The organism is Streptomyces sp. PL-29, from assembly GCF_058344425.1.
Genome location: NZ_CP136996.1, coordinates 4,041,978 through 4,063,931, shown reverse-complemented (window position 1 = coordinate 4,063,931; position 21,954 = coordinate 4,041,978). Strand labels below are relative to the sequence as shown.

At 71.6% G+C, this 21,954-nt stretch carries 24 protein-coding genes; 11 read left to right on the top strand and 13 right to left on the bottom strand.

Features of this window, described 5'->3' with window-relative positions:
* Positions 1-52 precede the first annotated feature (52 nt).
* Together R4Z63_RS18680 and R4Z63_RS18675 are read right to left on the bottom strand one after the other, a co-directional pair.
* Positions 53-1,852 (bottom strand): serine/threonine-protein kinase, encoded by a 1,800-nt coding sequence (locus R4Z63_RS18680; protein WP_384446356.1) that lies wholly within the window; start codon positions 1,850-1,852, stop codon positions 53-55.
* A 207-nt stretch (positions 1,853-2,059) separates the two neighbouring features.
* Positions 2,060-2,923, bottom strand: coding sequence for a menaquinone biosynthetic enzyme MqnA/MqnD family protein (locus R4Z63_RS18675; protein ID WP_384446354.1), 864 nt, complete (start codon positions 2,921-2,923; stop codon positions 2,060-2,062).
* 237 nt (positions 2,924-3,160) lie between these two features.
* Between R4Z63_RS18675 and R4Z63_RS18670 the strand changes: the two genes are divergently transcribed.
* A complete protein-coding gene (locus R4Z63_RS18670) occupies positions 3,161-3,364 on the top strand; it encodes a cold-shock protein (protein WP_030012116.1) in 204 nt (67 codons plus the stop codon).
* Positions 3,365-3,581: 217 nt separating this feature from the next.
* Here R4Z63_RS18670 and R4Z63_RS18665 read toward each other — a convergent pair whose 3' ends face one another.
* Positions 3,582-5,255, bottom strand: coding sequence for a lytic transglycosylase domain-containing protein (locus tag R4Z63_RS18665; RefSeq protein ID WP_384446352.1), 1,674 nt, complete (start codon positions 5,253-5,255; stop codon positions 3,582-3,584).
* Positions 5,256-5,706: 451 nt separating this feature from the next.
* Between R4Z63_RS18665 and R4Z63_RS18660 the strand changes: the two genes are divergently transcribed.
* On the top strand, positions 5,707-6,303 hold the full coding sequence (locus tag R4Z63_RS18660; protein ID WP_037918811.1) for a dihydrofolate reductase family protein: 597 nt from the start codon (positions 5,707-5,709) through the stop codon (positions 6,301-6,303).
* Between the two features lie 24 nt (positions 6,304-6,327).
* Here R4Z63_RS18660 and R4Z63_RS18655 read toward each other — a convergent pair whose 3' ends face one another.
* Positions 6,328-6,825, bottom strand: coding sequence for a hypothetical protein (locus R4Z63_RS18655; RefSeq protein ID WP_157840192.1), 498 nt, complete (start codon positions 6,823-6,825; stop codon positions 6,328-6,330).
* Positions 6,826-7,535: 710 nt separating this feature from the next.
* Between R4Z63_RS18655 and R4Z63_RS18650 the strand changes: the two genes are divergently transcribed.
* Together R4Z63_RS18650 and R4Z63_RS18645 are read left to right on the top strand one after the other, a co-directional pair.
* Positions 7,536-7,736, top strand: a complete 201-nt coding sequence (locus R4Z63_RS18650; RefSeq protein ID WP_384446349.1) for a hypothetical protein — start codon at positions 7,536-7,538, stop codon at positions 7,734-7,736.
* A 377-nt stretch (positions 7,737-8,113) separates the two neighbouring features.
* Complete coding sequence (locus R4Z63_RS18645; RefSeq protein ID WP_384446347.1) at positions 8,114-8,320, top strand: hypothetical protein; 207 nt, start codon at positions 8,114-8,116, stop codon at positions 8,318-8,320.
* 90 nt (positions 8,321-8,410) lie between these two features.
* On the opposite strand, the gene R4Z63_RS18640 is transcribed toward R4Z63_RS18645, so the two are convergent.
* The 3 genes from R4Z63_RS18640 to R4Z63_RS18630 all read right to left on the bottom strand — a co-directional run bounded on the left by R4Z63_RS18640 (position 8,411) and on the right by R4Z63_RS18630 (position 12,094).
* Positions 8,411-10,285 carry an AMP-dependent synthetase/ligase gene (locus R4Z63_RS18640; RefSeq protein ID WP_384446345.1) on the bottom strand — a complete coding sequence of 625 codons (1,875 nt, stop codon included), beginning with the start codon at positions 10,283-10,285 and terminating at the stop codon, positions 8,411-8,413.
* A gap of 306 nt (positions 10,286-10,591) precedes the next feature.
* Positions 10,592-11,362 carry a helix-turn-helix domain-containing protein gene (locus tag R4Z63_RS18635; protein WP_384446343.1) on the bottom strand — a complete coding sequence of 257 codons (771 nt, stop codon included), beginning with the start codon at positions 11,360-11,362 and terminating at the stop codon, positions 10,592-10,594.
* A 324-nt stretch (positions 11,363-11,686) separates the two neighbouring features.
* Positions 11,687-12,094 (bottom strand): ATP-binding protein, encoded by a 408-nt coding sequence (locus R4Z63_RS18630; RefSeq protein WP_370466481.1) that lies wholly within the window; start codon positions 12,092-12,094, stop codon positions 11,687-11,689.
* Between the two features lie 156 nt (positions 12,095-12,250).
* On the opposite strand from R4Z63_RS18630, the gene R4Z63_RS18625 reads away from it, so the two are divergent.
* From R4Z63_RS18625 to R4Z63_RS18605, 5 genes are read left to right on the top strand one after another with little or no spacing between them, the layout of a single operon-like run.
* A complete protein-coding gene (locus R4Z63_RS18625; RefSeq protein WP_037918802.1) occupies positions 12,251-13,111 on the top strand; it encodes a helix-turn-helix domain-containing protein in 861 nt (286 codons plus the stop codon).
* A complete protein-coding gene (locus R4Z63_RS18620) occupies positions 13,108-13,299 on the top strand; it encodes a DUF397 domain-containing protein (protein ID WP_037918801.1) in 192 nt (63 codons plus the stop codon). Before R4Z63_RS18625 ends, R4Z63_RS18620 begins: the two co-directional genes overlap by 4 nt.
* 32 nt (positions 13,300-13,331) lie before the next feature.
* On the top strand, positions 13,332-13,799 hold the full coding sequence (locus R4Z63_RS18615; protein ID WP_384446340.1) for a hypothetical protein: 468 nt from the start codon (positions 13,332-13,334) through the stop codon (positions 13,797-13,799).
* The gene (locus R4Z63_RS18610; RefSeq protein ID WP_384446338.1) at positions 13,796-15,187 is read left to right on the top strand and encodes a hypothetical protein; all 1,392 of its coding nucleotides are present in this window, start codon (positions 13,796-13,798) and stop codon (positions 15,185-15,187) included. The genes R4Z63_RS18615 and R4Z63_RS18610 overlap by 4 nt, the downstream gene beginning before the upstream one ends.
* Entirely contained in the window at positions 15,184-15,504 is a 321-nt protein-coding gene (locus R4Z63_RS18605) for a hypothetical protein (RefSeq protein WP_384446336.1), read from the top strand. Before R4Z63_RS18610 ends, R4Z63_RS18605 begins: the two co-directional genes overlap by 4 nt.
* A 255-nt stretch (positions 15,505-15,759) precedes the next feature.
* On the opposite strand, the gene R4Z63_RS18600 is transcribed toward R4Z63_RS18605, so the two are convergent.
* The 5 genes from R4Z63_RS18600 to R4Z63_RS18580 form a co-directional block, all read right to left on the bottom strand.
* On the bottom strand, positions 15,760-17,097 hold the full coding sequence (locus tag R4Z63_RS18600) for a dicarboxylate/amino acid:cation symporter (RefSeq protein ID WP_384446334.1): 1,338 nt from the start codon (positions 17,095-17,097) through the stop codon (positions 15,760-15,762).
* Positions 17,098-17,467: 370 nt separating this feature from the next.
* Positions 17,468-17,740: a DUF4229 domain-containing protein gene (locus R4Z63_RS18595; protein ID WP_052030316.1), complete on the bottom strand. Its 273-nt coding sequence runs from the start codon at positions 17,738-17,740 to the stop codon at positions 17,468-17,470.
* Between the two features lie 183 nt (positions 17,741-17,923).
* Positions 17,924-18,448, bottom strand: a complete 525-nt coding sequence (locus tag R4Z63_RS18590) for a GNAT family N-acetyltransferase (RefSeq protein WP_384446332.1) — start codon at positions 18,446-18,448, stop codon at positions 17,924-17,926.
* A gap of 117 nt (positions 18,449-18,565) precedes the next feature.
* Positions 18,566-19,729 (bottom strand): aminofutalosine synthase MqnE, encoded by a 1,164-nt coding sequence (gene mqnE / locus R4Z63_RS18585; protein WP_037918797.1) that lies wholly within the window; start codon positions 19,727-19,729, stop codon positions 18,566-18,568.
* A gap of 61 nt (positions 19,730-19,790) precedes the next feature.
* Positions 19,791-20,246, bottom strand: a complete 456-nt coding sequence (locus tag R4Z63_RS18580) for an Lrp/AsnC family transcriptional regulator (protein WP_030026281.1) — start codon at positions 20,244-20,246, stop codon at positions 19,791-19,793.
* A 122-nt stretch (positions 20,247-20,368) separates the two neighbouring features.
* Here R4Z63_RS18580 and R4Z63_RS18575 point away from each other — a divergent pair, with 122 nt between their 5' ends.
* On the top strand, positions 20,369-20,503 hold the full coding sequence (locus tag R4Z63_RS18575) for a hypothetical protein (RefSeq protein WP_269084508.1): 135 nt from the start codon (positions 20,369-20,371) through the stop codon (positions 20,501-20,503).
* A gap of 8 nt (positions 20,504-20,511) precedes the next feature.
* Here R4Z63_RS18575 and R4Z63_RS18570 read toward each other — a convergent pair whose 3' ends face one another.
* Positions 20,512-21,204: a UbiX family flavin prenyltransferase gene (locus tag R4Z63_RS18570; protein ID WP_037918796.1), complete on the bottom strand. Its 693-nt coding sequence runs from the start codon at positions 21,202-21,204 to the stop codon at positions 20,512-20,514.
* Between the two features lie 86 nt (positions 21,205-21,290).
* Here R4Z63_RS18570 and R4Z63_RS18565 point away from each other — a divergent pair, with 86 nt between their 5' ends.
* Complete coding sequence (locus R4Z63_RS18565) at positions 21,291-21,902, top strand: rhomboid family intramembrane serine protease (RefSeq protein WP_384446328.1); 612 nt, start codon at positions 21,291-21,293, stop codon at positions 21,900-21,902.
* Positions 21,903-21,954 lie beyond the last annotated feature (52 nt).

Sequence of the window (21,954 nt, the reverse complement as noted above, 5' to 3'; positions counted from 1 at the left end):
CTGTGTCAAGGTCCGGACCGAGCCAGCCTACGCCAGGGTCCGGCGGCGGCTTTCAGGGGCTGCGCCTGAGGTCGCCCTCGGGGTTCCCGGCCGGGCTGTCGCCCGACGTGTAGTGGAGCGTCCCGTCCGCGTTCAGGGTGAACCGCTCGTCGGCGGAGCCGTTGGAGCAGACCCCCGGGGCCGGGTTGGGTCCGCCCGCGGTGTCCAGCACCAGGGAGCGGTCGGTGGCCGAGGCGAGCTTCCAGTCACCGCTGCAGTCGGTGCCGAGGACGGCCAGGACGGACTTGTCCCGGGCGACGACCTCGCCGACCCGGCCGCCCTTGATGGTGATCTCGAACTCTGACGAGAGCCCGAGGCGGGCGGTGGTGACCGTGCCCTTCCACGTACCGATGAACTCCTTGGGCACGTCGGTACGGGTCCCGGACGAGGGCCGCGCGGAGCTCGCGCCCGAAGCCGGGGCGGAAGCGTCCGGGGCGGAAGCTCCCGGGGCGGGTGAGGAGGCGGAGGGCCGCGCGCCGGCGTCGGCCAGGTCCCGCTGCCCGCCGCCCTGCCCTGGCAGCAGGTCCAGGAAGTAGAGCCCGCCGGACAGCAGCGCCAGGACGGCCGCGGCGGCCAGCACGAGGGTGCAGCTGAACCGGCGGCCGCCGGTGCTGACCGTGATCTGCCGGCCGCCGGGCTCCGTCCGCGGATGCGGCAGCGCGCCGGCCCCGGGCGGCCCGGAGGGCGGGCCGCCGGCCGGGGCCCCGCCGGCGGTCTCGGTGGGGCTGCCGTGCGGACCCCCCGCTGGGACGGCGTACGGAGCGCCCGCGCCCTGGCTCCCGTACGAGGGGTCCGGTGCCCCGAAGCCGCCACCGGCGGGGGCGTACGACCCGGCGGTGAACGGGACCGGGCCCGACACCGCCTCCGGTCCCGCGGGCCCGCCTCCGGCCGGGGCGGGGCCGGCCGCGGCGGCCCCCTCGGCGGGGCCGGCGTCGAGGTCGAGCAGGGCAACCGCGGCCCGGCTGGCCTCCTCGACCAGGGACGCGGGGAGCCAGCCCGGGACGCCGAGCGCCCCGGCCAGGGCGGCGGCGACGGCGTCGGGGGCGGGCCGGTCGGCGGCCGTCTTGGCCAGGCAGGCCTCGATCAGGTCGCGCAGGTCCCCGGCGTGGAGCCCACCGAGCTCGGGCGGTTCGTGCACCACCTTGTAGAGGAGGGTGGCGGAGTTGTCCCCGGTGAACGGCGGCCGGCCGGTCGCGGCGAAGGCCAGCACCGCGCCGAGCGAGAACACGTCGGCCGCCCCGGTGATCCCCTTGCCGAGGATCTGTTCGGGCGCCATGTAGCCCGGCGAGCCGACGGAGACTCCGGTGGAGGTGAGCGAGGCGGTGCCGTCGGTGGCCCGCGCGATCCCGAAGTCGATCAGCCGCGGCCCGTCGAGGGTGAGCATCACGTTCGACGGCTTCACGTCCCGGTGGACGAGCCCGAGCCCGTGCACGGCCACCAGGGCGCGTGCCAGCCCCGCGCCGATGGCCCGTACCGAGGTCTCGGGGAGCGGCCCGTGCGCGGCGAGCGCGCGGTCCAGGGAGGGGCCCGCCACGTACCCGGTGGCCACCCATGGAACCGGGGCCCCGGGGTCCGCGTCCAGCACCGGCGCGGTCCACTCGCCGCCGACCCGTCGGGCCGCCTCGACCTCGCGGCGGAACCGGGCCCGGAACTCCTCGTCGGAGGCGAAGTGCGGGTGGACGATCTTGACGGCGACGGTCCGGCCGCCCGCGCTGCGTCCGAGGTAGACCCGTCCCATGCCACCCGCGCCGAGCCGGCCGAGCAACCGGTACGCACCGATGGTCCGCGGCTCACCGGCTTCCAGCGGATGCATCGCGCCCCCCCCCAATTCCCCGTGTTTCCGGGCGCCTTGTGGCATCCGGTCGAGCAGCAGCCTAGGGGGTGGCAGCAGCGGGAGGGTGCGGCCGCCACCCCTTTGCATTTCCCCCGACCGGCGGAGGAATGCGGAAAGGGCGGGAATTCCCGGGAAACCGGGCATTCACCTGGCGGGCGCTTTGGATCTACCCGGCGGTAAACGCGGTCAGCACTCCTGCACCATCGCGCTCAGCAGCTCCACGGACACATCCGCGGGATAGCCCGTCGTCGCTCCCGTCCGGCGGGCGAATTCCCGTACGCCGGCGAGCTGATCGGGCCCGAAGCGGAAGTCGAGCGTCGTGAAGTACCGCTCCAGCAGCGCCGCGTCGAAGGCCTCCCAGCGGGCCGCCTGCTCGGCGACCTTGGTGACCTCTTCGAGGGAGAGGTCACGGGAGGCGAGGAAGGCCTCGTGGACCTTCTGGACGACCGCGGGCTCGCGGGCCAGGTAGTCCTTGCGGGCGGCCCACACGGCGAACACGAACGGCAGTCCGGTCCACTCCTTCCACATGTGCCCGAGGTCGTGGACGGTCAGCCCGAGCCGGGGCGCGTCGTGGAGGGATGCCCGCAGCGCGGCGTCGCCGATCAGTACGGCGGCGTCGGCCTCCTGCATCATCACACCCAGGTCGGGCGGGCAGGTGTAGTAGTCGGGCTCTACGCCGTACTGCTCGGACAGCAGTAGCTGGGCCAGGCGTACGGACGTACGGGAGGTCGAGCCGAGGGCGACGCGGGCTCCGTCGAGCCGGTCCAGGGGGACCTGCGAAACGATCACGCAGGACATCACGGGGCCGTCGCAGCCGACCGCGAGATCGGGGAAGGCGACGAGCCGGTCGGCGTTGCGGAGGAATTCCACGAGGGTGATCGGGGCGATGTCCAGCTCCCCGTCGACGAGCCGCTGGCTGAGCTTCTCGGGGGTGTCCTTGGTCAGCTCCAGGTCCAGCAGCGTGCCGGTTCTGGCGAGCCCCCAGTAGAGAGGCAGGCAGTTCAGGAACTGAATGTGGCCGACGCGGGGCCGGCTGCGGTAGACGTCCACATCGCGAGACTAGTCCCACGGTCCGCGTCAGCCCTGAGGAGGGTCTCAAACGTCCGGGTGACGTGATCTTTCCCTCTGGTCTCGGCCGCATGGTGCGTGCTAGGCTCGACGCAAGTTGCAGTTTGGTTTCCCTTGCAGTACGAGGCCTGCGGAGAATGTGACCCGCAGGCTTTTGTAGTTTTCAGACTTCTTAGCAGGTTCTGGAGCAGGGCGACCCTTTGGCCCATAGGAGGGCTCATGGCTACCGGAACCGTGAAGTGGTTCAACGCTGAAAAGGGCTTCGGCTTCATCGCCCAGGACGGCGGCGGCCCGGATGTCTTCGTCCACTACTCCGCGATCAATGCCTCTGGCTTCCGCTCCCTGGAGGAGAACCAGACGGTGAACTTCGACGTCACGCAGGGTCCGAAGGGCCCGCAGGCGGAGAACGTCACCCCGGCCTAGTCGCCTGGGCCAACCTCCATCGCGGGTTGGAAAAGCAGTACCCAAGGAGCCCTGTCCCCTCTGCGCGAGCAGAGCGGCGGGGCTCCTGCCTTTCCCCTCCGGATCGCGGCGGAGGCGGATATGCCCTGGGGCCCGCACCGTGTGCACGGTGCGGGCCCCAGGGCGTGTGTACGGCCGGGCCGGCCGGGTCCGACGCGCCCGCCGACCCGGGCCCGGGTCAGTTCGCGGCGTCCGCGGGCGGGGCGGTGATCTCGATGCGGAGGATCAGGACCACGTCCTCCGGGGTGACCAGGCGGAGCTGGTAGGCGCCCGGGGCGAGGTCCGCGTCCGTGAAGAGCTCCGGCAGGACGATCCGGCCGTCGGCGGCGGTCTCCGGCAGGGTGAGGCTGAAGACCTTCTTGCCGTTCTCGTCCTTGAAGTAGGGGCCCTTCGCGGTCTCCGGGTCGGCCGGCACCCACTCGCCGCCCTTCTCCAGGCCCAGACCGGCGACGACTCCGGACACGGCGACGGCCTTGCCCTTGGCCGTGGCCCGGACCTCGACCCCCTTGATGCTCGTACCGGCGACCGCCGCGAGCGGCTTCGCGCCGTCCGGGCGGGCGAGCAGGTCGGCGACCGGCGCCGTGACCTTGCCCGTGAAGTTCGCGGTGAGCCGGCTGGTGGTGTCGTAGGCCGAGACCCGCAGGGTGAAGGTGCCCGCCGTGGCGCCGGCCTTGAGGCCGGGCGCGGCGGCGATGCCGTCGGCGCCCGTCGTGACCACCAGGGAGGTCGCCGTCCCGAAGAGGGTGCCGGTGGCGTCCTCCTCGATCGCGAAGATCACCTCTCGGTTCGCTGCGGGCTTGCCGTCACTGAGGAGCAGCTTGACCCGCGGAACCGTGGTGAAGGCGGTCCCCGCCTCGGCGGTGAGGCCGGGACCGTCTAGCACCGTCAGGTCCTGGAGGTACGGGGCCGGCTTCTCCGGGGTGGGGGTCGGCGTCGGGGTGGGCGTGGGCGTCGGGGTGGGCGTCGGGGTCGGCGTCGGGGTGGGCGTGGGCGTCGGGGTCGGCGTGTGGGTCGGCGTCGACGTGACCGGCTGCGGGCGGGGCGTGGGCAGGGTGCCCGGCTGCGCCGGCGGGTAGGTGCCGACGGGCGGGTTGGCGACCTCGGTGGCGCCCTGCTGGTACTGGCGCATGTAGCCGAGCACGGTGTTCACGTACTCGCGGGAGTTGTTGTAGCTGAGGATCGCCTTGTCGAGCTCGGCGGCCACGGACAGGTTCCGGTCACCCGCGCACAGGTAGAGGCCGGCGCCGAGGGCCGCGTCGTAGATGTTGTTCGGGTCCCGCTTGGAGTCGCCGTTGCCGTCGGCGCCCCAGGTGGCCCAGGTCGAGGGGATGAACTGCATGGGACCGACGGCGCGGTCGTAGACCACGTCCGCGTCCCACTCGCCCCGGTCGGTGTCGCGGATCTCGGCGAAGCCGTTGCCGTCGAGGCGCGGGCCCCGGATCGGCTTCTCCGTGTAGCCGTCGGCCTTGAGCCCGTAGCCGGAGGCGTGGACGGACTCGACCCGGCCGATGCCCGCGAGCAGCTGCCAGGGCAGCTTGCAGTTGGGGAGCGCGGCCGCCACCGACAGCTCGGCGCGGTGGTAGGCGTCGAGGGCGGTCGCGGGTATGCCGCTCGCGCCCTCAGGGGTGCCCGCCCCCGCGGCGGGCGGCGGGTCGGCGACGATGTCCGGCAGGTCCAGCCGGGCGTCACCGCGGTCGGTGGCCTGCGGGCTGTCCGGGGTCGGTTCGGACTCCCCCGCGTCCGCGGTCGACGGCGTGGAGACGACCGCGGCAGTGGTCAGGCTGGCCGCGAGCGCGGCCGTGCACAGGACCTTGCGCGAGGTGTTGACGATGTGGCGGTGAAGCGGCTTCACAGTGCGGCGATCCCCCCAAGGAGCCGTTCAGGGTATGCGGCCGGTCGGGCCGTGAATATCCACTGTCTATCAGGTATTCCGACCCGACTCGCCGTCCGCCCGGCAGATGTGACGGACCATTCGTCTCGCCTTCACCACGGTCCGGCGACAGAACGGACAACAGCCTCAACTCTCCGCCCGAAATAGCCCGATGACAACCTGATTCAAGCCGTACTACGCCCGTTCGAAGCCATCGGGCAGGCCTGCGGCCACGCCAGCGTCCACCCACCCGGCTGCGCCGATGCGCGGTCCCCCCCGCCGCTCCACGGGGCCCACTCGCCACCCCGCACGCGCCACTCGCGGCAGTGTGACCCGGATCACCCAAGAAGGATCGCGGGGACCGATGCATTCCGCGGCGCCCGCCGGTCTTACTTGCATCGACACCGACCCGGACAGAAGAGGAACGATCCCCATGCGCATCGTCATCACTGAATTCATCAGCCTCGACGGGGTCGTGCAGGCCCCGGGCGGGCAGGGCGAGGACGGCGACGGCGGCTTCGCTCACGGTGGCTGGACCCAGCCCTTCTTCGACCCGGAGGTCGTCGGTGGCGCCTTCACCGAGGCCCTGGAGAAAGCCGACGCACTGCTGTACGGGCGCCGCACCTGGCAGAACATGGCCGCCGCGTGGCCGCAGCGGGCCGGCGACCCGTTCGCCGACCGGATGAACGCCCTCCCGAAGTACGTCGTGTCCGACACCCTGGGCGACGACGAGCTGACCTGGAACAACACCACGCGGATCGACGGCGCCAAGGCCGTCGCCCGCATCCGCGAGCTGCGCGACGGCGACGGCGGGGACCTGGTGGTCATGGGCAGCCCCACCCTGGCACGCACCCTGCTGAGCGAGGGCCTCGTCGACGAGCTCCGGCTCATGATCATGCCGGTGCTACTGGGCGGCGGAAAGTCGATCTTCCCCGAGGACGGCGGCCTGCACACCCTCGAACTGACCTCCACGGCGATCAGCCCCGCGGGCGTGCACGTGTGCACCTACCGCCCGGCCGCCGAGGCCTAGCACATCTCGGGATCGGGACCGCCGTCAGAACACGGCGGTCCCGATCCCCACCAGGCATCCGGCCACCGCCCCCAGCACGACGGCGGCGAACAGGCCGGCCAGGGACACGAGGAAGTAGCCCTCGGCCTTCCTCACCGTGCCACTGCGGGCACAGGCGAACAACCAGGCCGCGAACGTGAGGAACGGTACGAGCAGCAGCCCAGCGGCGGTGCCGAAGTTGAACACAGCCGTCCCCGACAGCTCGTAGGCCCGACCTCTCGCCGTCCGAACCTCCACCTCGGCCCCCCGCCGGTACGCGTCGGCGGCCGTGTCCAGCACGATCTCGCGCGCCTCCTCCCCCGGGCGGCGGGGGGTGTACCAGCCCGCACAGTCGGTACCGGTCGCCCAGCCCTCGGCGGCGGGGGCCTCGTAGCAGCGGTCGACCTCGACGACCCCGTCCACGGGCCCGAAGCCGAGTACCGCGCCCATCTGCGGCCCCGGCAGCACCCACATCAGCCACCCGGCCACGGCGAGCGTCACCACCACCCCACCACCGGCCAACCCCCGCCCCCACCTCCGCACAGCAGCTCGCACGGCGCCCCCTCTCCCGTGCGGGCCGATACCCGCGGGGGCCGGGGCGTAACGCGTGGGCGGGGTGGTGGCGGGGGGCGGTGGGGCGGCATCAGAGCTGTTCTGGGGGTTTCCCGTCAGTCCCATCGTCTCTCCGGTTCGTGCCGGCCGGTCAAGGGCGCTTCCTGCGGTCGCGTCGCTGCGCGATGGCCTTCGGCCACCCTTGACCGACCGTCCCGCCCCGGACATCCGAAAGACCGCCGGTAAGCCCCCAGAGGAACGGGCCGGTGCCAACTTTCCGGGACGGGGCGTCGGAGGCGGCACGGGCGAAGCCCGCAACGCACCCGATCGCTCCGCACTCCTCGCCTCTCAGCGTCTGCTACCCGTCCGGGGCTGGGCATGGGCCGCACACACCCTAATCGCTTCTCGCGGACGGCGTCTGACGGCGATCGGGGGAGGCGGGAGGGAGGGATGACGGCTGAGTCGAAGTCGATGCAGGCCTGAGAGGGAGTGGGTGAGCGAGGCGGTACAACGACCGACCGTCAGAAGAGATTCACTACAGCACATCATGACATGGGCGCTCGACGGGCCGCAGTTACCATCGATCGCCCCAAGCAGAGCGCCCTTGAATGCGCACCGTGAGCTGTTTGCGGTAGCGGAAATCGTTTCTGTGGTGAACATTTGTGTCGACCGGACTCCAGATCGCGGATTACACCGCAGGCAACTCCTACGCCGACCGTTACCACTTGACGGCGAGTGCACCGATCAGCGGGGAGCGGTGGTGGGCGTTCGCGACCAACTCCGACCCCGACAACGCGGGAACCCTGAAGGCCTACGCGATCTGCGCGAAGGTGGTCAAGAACCCGACCCTCACCACCCCCTGACCTGAAGCACCCGTCCCGGTTCTGGACGTACGCAGGAGTACGTCCAGAACCGGCGATCGGCCGGCCAGCACCTCCTGACCCCGACCGCCGTCAGACGCCGTCCGCGAAAAGCGACCAAGCCGGCTGCGGCATGTGACCAGCGCCGGGACGGGGCGGTGCCCCGGCGAAACACCACACCCACAACCCCGCCCCGCTCGCCCCACCCCCATCGGCTTCCGCAGCGCTCCGGCCCCACCGTGAGGGCCTGGCCGCCTGCCGTGTCAAGCCCCGAGATGCCGTGGCGTGACGGCGCGAGGACAGCGGGGCGCAATGGTCGTACGAGGTTCGGCCTCCGCAGGCCGGCCGCCACCGCTCTCCGCAGCGCCAAGGAGTACGCCATGACCAGCATCCACCGTCTCGCCCTGCTCAAGGCAGCCATCGCCGTGGGAGCCCTGCGTGTGGCGCCCGGAGCGCCGGGCGCGATCGGAGACTCCATGGAGCGCGCCGCCACCGGCACGCTCGTCCCCATGCAGCCCGCCTCGCGGGGTGCGCCCGAACGCCCCGTGCGGGTGCCGCTGCACAGCCGCTGGTCCGACGTCGCCTGATGCAGCGGGGCTCTGGACCCAAGCGATCCGTCGCGGATTATCGACCAGCGGACGCCCCAGGGTCCGCGGCGCAGCCCAGACCCATCGGGCTCACGTCCCCCGCGGCCCCCGGTACAGCTCGTCGATGCGGTCCGCGTAGTCGCGCGCGATCGCGCTCCGCCTGAGCTTCAGCGACGGCGTCAGGTGCCCGCGGGCCTCGGTGAAGTCGCCCGGCAGGACGGCGAACCGACGGATCGACTCGGCCCGTGACACCAGCTGGTTCGCCTCGTCGACGGCCCGCTGGAGGTCGGCCAGCAGTTCCCCGTCCCGCACCAGGTCCCGCATCGGTACGTTCTGTTTCTTCCGCATCTGGCGCCAGTGCCACAGCCCGTCCGGCTCCAGGGTGATCAGCGCGGCGACGTAGGGCCGGTTGTCGCCGACCACCATGCACTGCCCGACCAGCGGGTGGGCCCGCAGGCGGTCCTCCAGTGGCGCGGGGGCCACGTTCTTGCCGCCGGAGGTGATGATCAGGTCCTTCTTCCGGCCGGTGATGGTGAGGTACCCCTCCGCGTCGAGCGCTCCGATGTCCCCGGTGGCCAGCCAGCTGCCGGACGGGAGCGCCTGCCCGCTGTTCCAGTAGCCCGCGAAGACGTGCCGACCGCTCAGCAGCACCTCCCCGTCGGACGCGATCCGCACCGCGGTCCCGGGCAGCGGCCAGCCCACCGTGCCGAGCCGGGGCCGCTGCGGCGGGGTGACGGTGCTGGCCCCGGTCGTCTCGGTGAGCCCGTAGCCCTCGAAGACCTCGATGCCCGCGCCGGTGTAGAAGGCGGCGAGCCTGCGCCCCAGGGGCGATCCGCCGCTCAGGACGTAGCGGACGCGACCGCCGAGCGCGGTCCGGATCCGCCGGTAGACGAGCGGGTCGTACAGCGCCCGTGCGGCGCGCAGTACCGGCCCGGGCGCCTTGCCCTCGACGCTCTCGCCGACGCGGCGCGCGATGCGGGCGGCCCGGTCGAAGGAGGAGGCGCGGCCCATGCTCTCGGCAGTGGCTCGGGCGGTGTTGTAGACCTTCTCCAGGACGTAGGGGATGGCGAGCAGGAAGGTCGGGCGGAAGCCGGCGAGGTCGGCGAGGAGGTCTTCGGTACGGATGCTGGGCGCGTGGCCGAGCTTGACGCGGGCCCGGAGGCAGCCGACCGCGACCATGCGGCCGAAGACGTGGCTCAGCGGCAGGAACAGCAGGGTCGAGGCGGGGTCCTCGCTGACGGACTTGAAGACGGGGTGGAGCAGCTCGATGGAGTTGTCCACCTCGGCGAAGAAGTTGGCGTGGGTGATGACGCAGCCCTTGGGCCGGCCGGTGGTGCCGGAGGTGTAGATGAGGGTGGCGACGGAGTCCGGGGTCCGGTTGCCCCGCCGCAGGTGCACGAGGGCGTCGGGGATGCGCTCCCCCGCCTTCACCAGTCGACCGATCGCGCCCGTGTCGAACTCCCAGAGGTGGGCCAGCCGGGGCAGGTTGGTCCGTTCGGAGCTGAGGATGCGGGCCTGCGCGGTGTCCTCGACGGCGCAGGCCACGGCGCCGGAGTCCTGGATGATCCAGCGGGCCTGGAGGGCGGAGGCGGTGGGGTAGATGGGTACGGTGACCAGCCCCGCGGCCCAGCCGGCGAAGTCGAGCAGGGTCCACTCGTAGGTCGTGCGGGCCATGATGGCGAGCCGGTCGCCCTCGCGCAGCCCCTCGGCGATCAGCCCCTTGGCGACGGCGAGCACCTCGGCCGCGAACTCGGCGGCCGTGACGTCGCGCCAGGTCCCGTCGGGCTCCTTGCGGGCGAGTACGGCCTCGTGCGGGGCCTGGGCGGCGTTGTCGAAGGGGATGTCCCCCAGGGATCCGTGCGCGGGGGCCGCGGCCAGCGCGGGTACCCGCACCTCACGCACCACTCCGTCGACGACCGTCCGGACGGGCTCCACCGGTTTCGGCTCCGCTTCCACGGCGCACACTCCTCGACTAGACGGGTGTTACCGCCGGTAATCTACGGAGGGGCACCCCCGCCCGACCACCCCCCGGAGCCCTTCTTCACCGACGCTCCACCCCGCGACCGCCGCCACCGCACGGCCGGGGGAATCGAGGAGATCCGTACCGCGCACCGCGTCTCCGACGCTCACCGCGGGCCCCGACCCCCGCCCGGGACCATCCAGCCCCCGAGGGGCAGCGGGGACGTGTCCCGTCACTCACCCCGCAGGAACGGGCGCCAGCCGGGGCTCGACGGCGCGGAGCGGACGGGCCGCTGTCAGCCGCGGAGGCCCTTACGCGGCGTCCGTCGAGCGGGCGTCCTGCGAGCACGCGCCGCAGCGGCCCGGGGCCGGGGCGCGGAAGGCGTGGTCGCAGCCGTCGCAGTTCTGGAGCGGGTCCGGACGGGCGGGCGGGCGGACCGGCCGGCCCGGCGGGGCGGGCGGCAGGTGCGGCGGGAGCAGGGCGGTGAGCCGGTACGCGAGGACGGACGCGGGGCGCCGCATGTCCGCAGGGAGGTCCGAGGACAGGGCCCGCTCGACCGCGCCCGGTTCGACGCCGCGCCGCAGCCACTCCGACACGCCCGGCGTGAGCCGCCGCACGTCCCGTTCGGACAGCAGGAGCCGCGGATCGCGGCGCCGCAGCCGCGCCAGCAGGTCGGCCGCACCGGGGTGCACCCGCTGCGCCTCGGGAGCCGCCGCGGGCGGGGGATCATCGGCCTCCTGCGGTACGCCCCCCGGTTCCGGTGTCGGCTCGGGGTCCGGGTCCGGTACGGGTTCCCGGCCGGGCGGAGGAGGAGGGGCCTCCGGGGCGGAGCCCGGCTTGTTGTACGAGTACGTACGGGTCACCACCCGCCCGCCCTCCAGCCGCTCGCGCCGCCGCTCCAGGTACCCGTGCCTCTCCAGCTCCCGCAGGGCGGAGGCGATCCGCACCTCGCCCTCCGGGAAGCGGCCGGCGAGGGCCTTGATGCCGACGGGGGCGCCGTCCGGCAGCGACTGGATGTAGGCGGCGACGCCGATCGCCGTCGCGGACAGTTCGCGGTGCTGGAGGAGGTGGTTGCCGACCACGGTGTAGTGACTCGCATGCCACGTGTTGACGTGGATGACACCGGATCGGGCGGCGCCGGAGGGAACTCGGGACGTGGCGCGCGAGGGCGCGCTAGGGTACTGGGGAGCCATGGGGAAGCTGCTACTTCCTTGTTGGTCAGGCCCTCGGCCGGGATGCCAGTCCCACCGGGGGCCGTCTCATGTCTGGGGTTGTCGCGGCGAGCATATGCCCGCCAACCCACCCGAAATCCAGCTCAGTTGACACTTTTCACCCGACCGAGCGACGCGGGCCGGGTGTGGTTGGTGGGTTGGTTCTTTCCTCCGGTTCTTTGGGTCTTTATGCGTCTAAGCACGCCGGGTCGCGGACCCCCGTGACCCGGCCGCCAGGGGCACCTCCGCCCACACCACCTTGCAGGGCGACGGCCCTTCCCTGACGCCCCAACGGTCCGCCAGCGCTTCGACGATGAGCAGTCCGCAGCCCGCGTCGCGGATGCGCGGGACCCGGTCGCCGCGCGCGTCCGTCACCTCGATCAGCAGCGCCTCCGGGGTCGCCGTGAGGGCCAGCCGGAAGTCCCGGCCGGGCACGCGCCCATGGGTCACGGCGTTGGCGGCGAGCTCCGCCACGACGTGCGCGGGTTCGATCAGGGGCAGGCCCCAGCCCCGTAGTTGCTCGACGGTCAGGAGACGGGCGAGACGTGCGGCGCGCGGGGTCGCGGACAGCTGGACCTGGAAGTCGACGAATTGAGAAATCACGTCACTCAGCGTGTCCGTGCGTGCGTACCGTGAGAAGCGGCACCGCCCGTACGTCCCGGGTTTGTCCGGAGCTTGTCCAGTGCTGTCGCGGCTGTCCGGACCGAGGTGGCGGGTACGGGGCGCTGAGGACATCGGCTCGTCGGAGGTGGGCTCGCAATGAGCTTGGACAGCAGTGACGGTACGGAAGAGCCCGGCTGGGACGTCGACCCGGAGGACGAACAGGGCGCGGCGGTGGTGGCCGCGCTGGGCCGCCAGCTCAAGGCGTGGCGGGAGTCAGCCGGCCTACGGCCCGCCGATTTCGGGGCGGCCATCCAGTACGGGGAGGACCAGGTCCGCAAGGTCGAGGCGGGCAAGCGGATCCCCCGCCCCGAGTACCTGGACAGGGCGGATGAAGCGCTGAACGCGGGCGGCAAGATCGCCGCCATGAAGGCCGACCTGGAACAGGTCCGCTACCCGAAGAAGGTGCGGGACCTGGTGAAGCTGGAAGGCCGAGCGGTCGAACTGTCGGCTTACGGCAACCACAACATCCATGGCTTGTTGCAGACGGACGACTATGCGCGGGCCCTGTTCGAGATGTGGCAGCCTCCGCAGACGATGGAAGAGGTCGAACGCGGTTTGGCCGCACGGATGGCGCGGCGGTCGATCTTCGAGCGGAGCCCCGCACCCGCTCTGTGCTTCGTCCAGGAAGAGGTGACCCTACGGCGCCGCATCGGGGGGACAATGGTGATGCGTGGCCAGCTCGAACGTCTGCTGGAGATTGCCGAGCTGCGGCACGTCACGATCCAGGTCATGCCCACCCATCTCGAAGAGCACGCCGGAATGGGCGGGTTGATCCAACTGTTGAAATTCGCGGACGGATCGGCGGTGGGGCGTTCCGAAGGGGCCTTCAACGGCCGCCCCGTCTCAGATCCGAGGCAGGTCCGGATCCTTGAGCAATGCCATGCCATGATCCGATCCCAGGCTCTCACGCCACGGGAGTCCGTCGCATTCATCGAGCAAGTGCTGGGAGAGACATGATCCACGAGCCCGAGCCGGAGTGGTTCAAAAGCAGCTACAGCGACAGCGGCGACATCAACGACTGCGTCGAGGTGGCCACCACCCCCCGCGCGGTCCTGGTCCGCGATTCCAAGGACACCTTGCGCGCCCACCTGGCCTTCGGCCACCCCGCCTGGGAAGGGTTTGTCGCACACGCGTCCGGCCTGTGACGGAACCGGGGGTTCCTCTCCCGCGTCTCCCGATGAACGGTCGCCAACTGCGCGGGGGATGGATGTCGTTCGACGCGGAATGGGCGGAGCACAAAGCCCTCGCCCGGTCGGCGCCGGCACCCGCGCCAGACCCGGTACCGGCGCCCGGGGCGGGCGGTGACGGTCCGGCCGGGGCGCTGGTGGCCACGGCTTCGTCCCTCAACGGGAACGCGAACCTCCTGATCGAGATCGCCGCGCTGCTCCACGAGGGCCGCCCCGACGGCGACGCGAGCACCATGGCGCGCGCCCCGCGCGCCCATGCCGACGTGGCCGCACAGACCCTCCGCTTCGCCGCGTTCGCCGACGACCAGTTCAAGGACACCGTCGCCCTCTTCGCCGGGCTCGCTACCCGCCTCAAGACAGCCGGCACGAGCTTCGCCGAGGTGGACGACGACACCGCCCGGTCCTTCCTGGCCGGCCTCCTCGACTCGGGGCGGTACGTGCCGCCGGAGTGCAAGTGAGCAGGGGGATCAGCCACCGCGAGGACGTCGCGTTCCTGGAGGAGTGCAGTCCGCCGCTCATCGAGCGCAACGCCGCCGAGTTCCGCCGTCTGCGCGACCTCCTGGTGCAGGTCGGAGCGCCGGCCCGGCGCGCGGAGACCCGTACCGAGTGGGAGAGCGAAGGCAGCCACACGTACACCGAGCGCCTCACCGAGGCCCGGCTGCTGGTGGCCCAGATGGCCGAAGGCTACGACAGGGCCGCCAGTGCCCTGAACGCCTACGCCGCCGCCGTCACCACCGCGACGTCCCACTACCGCAACGGCAAGCACACCGAACGGGCGCTCGCGGCGCTCATCGGCACCAAGGGCGTGGCGGTCACCGAGGCCGCGCGGGCGGCGGAGCCCATGCGGCGGTGGGAGGACATGCGGGCCACGACCGGATTCCTCGACTTTCTGGCCGAGGTCACCCTGGACGTCGACGACATCCGGGAGGAGGCGGACCGGCTCCACGACGCGGCGGGCGGCAGCTTCCACCTCGCGAAGACCGTGGAGGAGGAGGCCCGCGCCACGTGCGTCCACGCGCTGAAACAGGCATACGGGCTGCTCCCCGAGTTCAGGGTGCCGGGCGGCGGCGCACGGCCCGACCTGTATGCGGCGATGGCGGACATCCGTCGGGAGGCGGCGGAGGCCGCCGCCTCTCCGCTGACCCGCCTGCCCGGCAGCGGCCCGAAACGGGAGACGGCGCCGGCGGTCGGCGACGCCGAGATGTCACCTGCGCTGCGTGACATCCGGATGCGGATCTCGTCTCTGCCTGTGGCGGACGACAGCTACTGGGACCCTCCGGGCGACGACGAGGAGCGGGCCCGCTGGATCTCCCGCAACAAGGAGCTGCTGCGGGCCGCCGCGGGGCATGCCGGACTGCCCGAGGAACTCGTCGCGGGGATCGCCTGGAAGGAGATCGGCGGGCAGTACGGACTCACCGACGACCTCACCGACACCCTGCGCGGCGCGGCCGCCTCGCCGTTGAGCCCCCTCTCGCCGCGGGACCTGCCGTGGCGGCTGGGCGGGATGCCCGACGAGACCTCGTTCGGGCCGCTCGCGATCCAGCTGCGCCGGGGCGCCGAGGTGCTCGGCTACGATCCGGCGCACCTCACGCGGGCCCAGCGGGACCTGGTGGAGGAGTCGCTCCAGGATCCGAAGCAGAATGCGTTCATCGCTGCGGGCCATCTGGCCCGGCTCAAGGCCGAGGCGGGGTACGGCGACGTGCCCGCGGAGCGGCTGACCGAGACCCAGATGCGGGAGATCGCCGCCCGCTACAACGGCGGCCCGTACTGGCGGTCGGGCAAGGCCCAGGACTACGGCGATGGTTTCGGCGACGCTCTCGGCAAGGTGAAGGACGCGATGGGATGACAGACGGCAGCGGGACCATCGTCCCGCCCGCGGACCGTGGCTGGGCGCGCCGGGTGCTCGGGCTCCTCCTCGCCCTCGTGCACGCCCTGAACGCCGTGCTCGTCTACGCCGCCGTGTCCCGCGGGCCGCAGGCCTCATGGGACCACCAGGGGTACGAGGGCACGGCCGCGGCCGTCTTCCTCTCCCTCTGCCTGAGCGCGCTCGGGCTCCTGATCACGCTCGCCCCACCCGTCCGCAGGCTGCTGGGCTCGTGGTGGCTCGCGCCGCCGCTCGTTCTGGGGGTGCTCGCATGGGTTCGCATCGAGACGCTCGGCTGAGGCCGCCCCGCGGGTACACCGGTCTGCCCGCGCCACGCGGCCTCCTCGGCCGTTCGGGGCCCGCCGCCGCACGGCGGGCCGCTGGTGGTTCGCGGCCGGTACCGTTCGCGGCTCGTTGCTGATCGCGGCCCGTTGCCGGTCTCGACGACCGCACTCGTCCGCGCCCGCACCGTCCGGCGTCCTGCAGGGAAAAAGACGCCGCGGCCCCCGCCCGGACGGGGGCGGGGACCGCGGAGTGTGGGATGTGCGGGCTGCTCAGGCGGTCGCGGCGGCCGGCTGCGGCGCGGCGTCGACGACGACCGGGGCGGCGGGCTCGTCCAGCGGGGAGGCCGAGGCGTTGCCGTAGGCCTCCTTGTCCAGGATCCCCTCGCGGGCCGAGACGATGACCGGGACCAGGGCCTGGCCGGCGACGTTCGTGGCCGTGCGGATCATGTCCAGGATCGGGTCGATCGCCAGCAGCAGGCCGACGCCCGCGAGCGGGAGGCCCAGGGTGGAGAGGGTCAGCGTCAGCATGACGGTGGCGCCCGTCAGGCCGGCCGTCGCGGCGGAGCCGATGACCGAGACGAAGACGATGAGCAGGTACTCCTTGATGCCCAGCTGCACGTCGAAGATCTGCGCGATGAAGATGGCGGCGAGTGCCGGGTAGATCGCGGCGCAGCCGTCCATCTTGGTGGTGGCGCCGAACGGGACGGCGAAGGAGGCGTACTCCTTGGGAACGCCGAGGCGTTCGGTGACCTTCTGGGTGACCGGCATGGTGCCGACGGAGGAGCGGGAGACGAAGGCCAGCTGGATGGCGGGCCAGGCGCCCTTGAAGAACTGGATCGGGCTGACCTTGGCGACCGTCGCGAGCAGCAGCGGGTAGACGCCGAACATGACCAGGGCGCAGCCGATGTAGATGTCGGCGGTGAAGGTGGCGTACTTGCCGATCAGGTCCCAGCCGTACGTGGCGATCGCGGTGCCGATCAGGCCGATGGTGCCGATCGGGGCGAGGCGGATGACCCACCACAGGGCCTTCTGGAGGAGCTCCAGGGCGGACTCGGCGAGGTCGAGGACCGGCTTGGCCTTGGCGCCGAGCTGGAGGGCGGCGATGCCGGCGACGACGGCCAGGAAGACGATCTGAAGGACCTTCAGCTCGGTGAACGGGGTGACGATGTCCGTCGGCACGATGCCGGTCAGGAAGTCGATCCAGGAGCCGGTCTTCTTGGGCTCCTGGCCGTCGGCGGCGGTCAGGCCGGTGCCCGAACCCGGGTCGGTCAGCAGGCCGATGGTGATGCCGATGCCGACCGCGATCAGCGAGGTGATCATGAACCAGAGGAGGGTGCGGGAGGCGAGGCGAGCCGCGTTGTTCACCTTGCGCAGGTTGGTGATCGACACCAGGATCGCGAAGAAGACGAGCGGGGCGATGGCCAGCTTGAGCAGCTGGACGAAGATGTCGCCGGTCTTCTCCAACGTGGTGCCGAGCCAGCTGACGTCCTGGCTGCGGGCTATCCAGCCGAAGAGGACGCCGAGGGCGAGACCGGCGACGATCTGGGCCCAGAAGGGGAACTTGAACGAGGCCTTGGCAGGGGCCTGTGGGGTCGCGGACACGGACACTCTCCGGAGGTGGCGCACGGGGTGAGGGGGGTGGTTCTGCGGGTGTTGCGGTGCGGCAGCAGCCAGGAAGGGCCGGCCGGGACCGCTGCTGTATCGATTCAGCTCAACAGCAACAGGCCGCGGACGCGCGGCGGCAGAGGTCGACGTGCAGGCGCATCACGAGCGGGACGCTCGTGATCATCGGGTGCGCAGCTGTGGTCAACATGATGAACACGCTAACACTCATCCTTTGGGAATCTCAAAGGGGCGCTTTGAGACAGCGGCGCACGGGGCCCTCTTGCGCGGGCCCGGAGAACGCCGCCGCCCCAGCGCTACGGGCGGCGTACCCGGCGCTGGGGCGGTTCGGTGTGTGAGGAAGCCAACGGGGGCGTTACGACCCGACGCGCGCCGCGTCGTCGGCCTGGTCCTCCTGGCTGCGGTTCTCGGCGAGCTTCTGCTTCGCACCCGCGACGCGCCCGGAGATCTGCGCGGACATCTCGTCACGCTGCTTGCGCAGGAGGACGAAGGAGAGTGGGGCGGAGAGCACGAGGGCGAGCAGGACGACCCAGGCGCCGTTGGCGTCGCCGAGCCCGGCGGGGACCAGGCCGAACCGGACGAGGAGCGCGACGACGGCGAGGCAGCCGACGAAGATGCCCAGGCGCATCGCGGTGTATCGGATCGTTGCGCTCGGCTTGAGGGACACGGTGACCCCTTCTCTCTCGTCGTGGTCGGATGCGTCGTGCGTCACGCGCCGGGCGTCACGCGTCGCACGGCGCCTTCCAGTGAAGCATGCCGAGACCCGGCAGCGGCCCGCCGGGGTGCGCGGGGGCGGCCCGTCCGGCCGCCGTCACAGGAGCGGCAGGAGCATCGTGATGTCGTCGCGGTCGTCGCCTGGGGCCATGCGGACGGCGCCGGGGACGCGACCCACCTGCTTGTAGCCACAGGAGGCGTAGAAGCGCTCCAGGCCGAAGCCGCCGCGACAGCTGAGGCGGATGGCGTCGATTCCCTCGATCGAGCGGGCCGCCGCCTCGGTGGCGGCCATGAGGTCGCGCCCGAGGCCCCTGCCCTGGTGGCGCGGATGGACCATCACCGTGCAGGCCCACAGCCAGTGCCGATGGAGCCGGTGCGCGTTGCGGACGAGGAAGGCGGTCGCGGCGACCGCCCCGGCCTCGTCGTGCCCGACCAGCAGCCGGCGGCTCCCGTCGACGACGCCGACGAGGTGCTCGTCAAGCGAGGGGCGGACGTCGTCGTGGGTGACCGGGGGCACGAAGCCCACGGCGCCGCCCGCATTGGAGACGTCGACCCAGAGTTCGAGGATTCCCTCACACAGGGAGGGCCCGACGACCGGATCCAGGGTGAAAGTAGTGGCCATTTTGCGAGTTCAGTCATTACCTCATGGGTCGTCCAGGCAAAGCTAAACCCCGGCCCATGGGCCGGGGTTAACTCGCCGGAAGCGGCTGCGGCGCGCCGGGCGCCGGGCGCCGGAGGGTCAGACGCGCATCGCCTGCGGGGTCTCGCGCAGGTTCGCGTCCGGGCCGGGGTACTCGCGGATGATCTCGTAGCGCGTGTTGCGCTCGACCGGGCGGAAGCCGGCCTCCCGGATCAGCTCCAGCAGGTCCTCGCGGCCCAGCTTGTTCGGGGTGCCGTAGTTGTCCGCGTCGTGGGTGATCTTGTACTCGACGACCGAGCCGTCCATGTCGTCCGCACCGTGCTGGAGTGCGAGCTGGGCGGTCTGCACGCCGTGCATCACCCAGAAGACCTTGACGTGCGGCACGTTATCGAAGAGCAGCCGCGAGACCGCGAAGGTCTTCAGCGCCTCGGCGCCGGTGGCCATGGTCGTGCGCGCCTGGAGCCTGTTGCGCACCTTGCCGTCCTGCATGTCCACGAAGTCGTGCTGGTAGCGCAGCGGGATGAAGACCTGGAACCCGCCGGTCTCATCCTGGAGCTCCCGCAGCCGCAGCACGTGGTCCACGCGGTGGCGCGGCTCCTCGATGTGCCCGTACAGCATCGTCGAGGGGGTCTTGAGGCCCTTCGCGTGCGCGAGCCGGTGGATGCGCGACCAGTCCTCCCAGTGGGTGCGGTGGTCGACGATGTGCTGGCGCACCTCCCAGTCGAAGATCTCCGCACCGCCGCCGGTGAGCGACTCCAGGCCCGCCTCGATCAGCTCGTCCAGGATGTCGGAGGCCGACATGCCGGAGATCGTCTCGAAGTGGTGGATCTCGGTCGCCGTGAACGCCTTCAGCGAGACGTTCGGCAGGGCCTTCTTCAGCTCGGACAGCGAGCGCGGGTAGTAGCGCCACGGCAGGTTCGGGTGCAGGCCGTTGACGATGTGCAGCTCGGTGAGGTTCTCCGTCTCCATGGCCTTGGCCAGGCGGACGGCCTCCTCGATGCGCATCGTGTACGCGTCCTTCTCGCCCGGCTTGCGCTGGAAGGAGCAGTAGGCGCACGACGCGGTGCACACGTTCGTCATGTTGAGGTGGCGGTTGACGTTGAAGTGGACCACGTCACCGTTCTTGCGCGTGCGCACCTCGTGGGCGAGGCCACCGAGCCAGGCCAGGTCGTCCGACTCGTAGAGGGCGATGCCGTCCTCACGGGTCAGCCGCTCGCCGGAGCGGACCTTCTCCTCCAGCTCACGCTTGAGCCCAGCGTCCATGTACCGGTCGCCTCCTCTAGATGCCTCTTGCCTGTCCTGCAAACCCTGACCCACCGTACTCTCAGGCTTCCTCGGGCAGCTCCCCGACCCGGTTCTCCCACTTCGTGGAGAGCACGATGGTGGTGCGGGTGCGCGAGACGCCCTTGGTGCCGGAGAGCTTGCGGATGATCTTCTCCAGGCCGTCCACGTCGCTGGCGCGCACCTTGAGCATGTAGGAGTCGTCGCCGGCGATGAACCAGCAGTCCTCGATCTCCGCGAGGTCGCGCAGCCGCCGCGCCACGTCCTCGTGGTCGGCGGCGTCGGAGAGGGAGATGCCGATCAGTGCGGTGACGCCGAGGCCGAGCGAGGCGGAGTCGACCGTCGCGCGGTAGCCGGTGATGACACCGGCCGTCTCCAGACGGTTGATGCGGTCGGTGACGCTGGGGCCGGAGAGGCCCACGAGACGGCCCAGCTCCGCATATGAGGCGCGACCGTTCTCCCGGAGTGCCTGGATGAGCTGCCTGTCCACCGTGTCCATGACGTGGGGCCTTCCATTATTCGGCGATCCTGCAAGTCTAGGTATAGAATCTAAGGCATGCGGGGTCAACACCCTGCGATTTCCTTCATCAGATCACTAACGATCTTCAGGAGTGATACACCGTGTTCACGATCGAGATGGCGCACGCACACATGCGACAGCTCCAGGAGCTGGCCAACCGATCCCGAGCCCACCAGCCCGTCGCGGCCGCCCGCGTCGACAAGGCACGCAAGCCGCTCGGCCGCAAGAAGGCCTAGTCACCGGCCTAGTCGGCACCGTTCGCCTCCCGGGGAGCGCGGGAGCCTCCCAGCTCCCCCTCCCAGCGGCGGTAGAGCCGGTGCGGCACCCCTGCCGCGTCCAGCACCCGCCCCGCGACGAAGTCCACCAGATCCTGGATGTGCGTCGCACCCGCGTAGAACGCCGGAGAGGCCGGCAGCACGACCGCACCCGCCTCGTCCAGCGCCACCAGATGCTTCAGCGTCTGCCCGTTCAGCGGGGTCTCCCGCACCGCGACCACCAGTCGGCGCCGCTCCTTGAGCGTGACGCTCGCCACGCGCTGGAGCAGGTCCTTCGACAGCCCGAGCGCCACCCCCGCCACGCAAGCCGTGGACGCCGGGACGATCAGCATCCCCTTGACCGGGTACGAGCCCGAGCTCGGGCCGGCGGCCAGGTCCCCGGCACCCCAGTACCGCACGTCCGCGTCGGCCGCCAGGCCCTCGAAGGTCCCCGGCTTGCCGTCGGCTCCGCGTGCCAGCCACTCCGCGAGGTCCGCGCGCCAGTGCGCGTCACGGAAGGCGATGCCCGTCTCGTCCAGCAGGGTGAGACGCGAGGCCCGGCTCACGACCAGGTCGACGCTCTCCCCCGCGGCGAGCAGGCCACGGAGCACCGCCGCCGCGTAGGGCGTCCCGGACGCTCCGGAAACCCCGACCACCCACGGCGTGCGATTGCGCTCTGTCATACCTCCGAGACTATCCGGCCACGCCGTGCGGGCACTCAGTAAGGTGACCGCACGTTCCCGTAGGGGGAGCCGCGAAGGGGGCGAAGATGAGCACGACGGTCGATACCGGCTGGACGCAGACCCGCAGGGCCAAGGCGGCTGCCCAGCTGATGCTGGGCTGGGTGGCCCTGCTGTGGGCCCTGGAGGCAGTCGACCACCTCACCGGTCACGCCCTCGACCAGTACGGGATCGTCGCCCGTGACCCCGACACGCTCACCGGCGTCGTCTCCGCGGCCTTCCTGCACTTCGGCTTCGACCACGTCGCCGCCAACAGCGTCCCGCTGCTGGTCCTCGGCTTCATAGCCGCCCTGTCCGGGATCCGCCGGTTCCTCGCGGTGTGTGGCCTGATCCTGCTCGCCGACGGCCTCGGCACCTGGCTGATATCCCCGTCCGGCACCATGACGCTGGGTGCCTCCGGCATCGTCTTCGGCCTCTTCGGCTATCTGCTCGTACGGGGCTTCGTCGAGCGCAAGGCGCTGGGCATCGCGGTGGCCGTGGGCGTGGCCGCTGTCTGGGGCACCACGGTCGTCTCCGGCATCATGCCGACGGACTCGGGCGTCAGCTGGCAGGGACACCTGTGCGGCCTGGTGGCCGGCATCGTGACGGCCCTGTACTTCCAGCGCCCGGCCCGCCGCCGCCCGGCGGCCGTCACGGGCTGACCACCGCCCGGTCCGCGGGCGGGCCCGGGGCCTCCCGCAGCCCTGCCCGGGA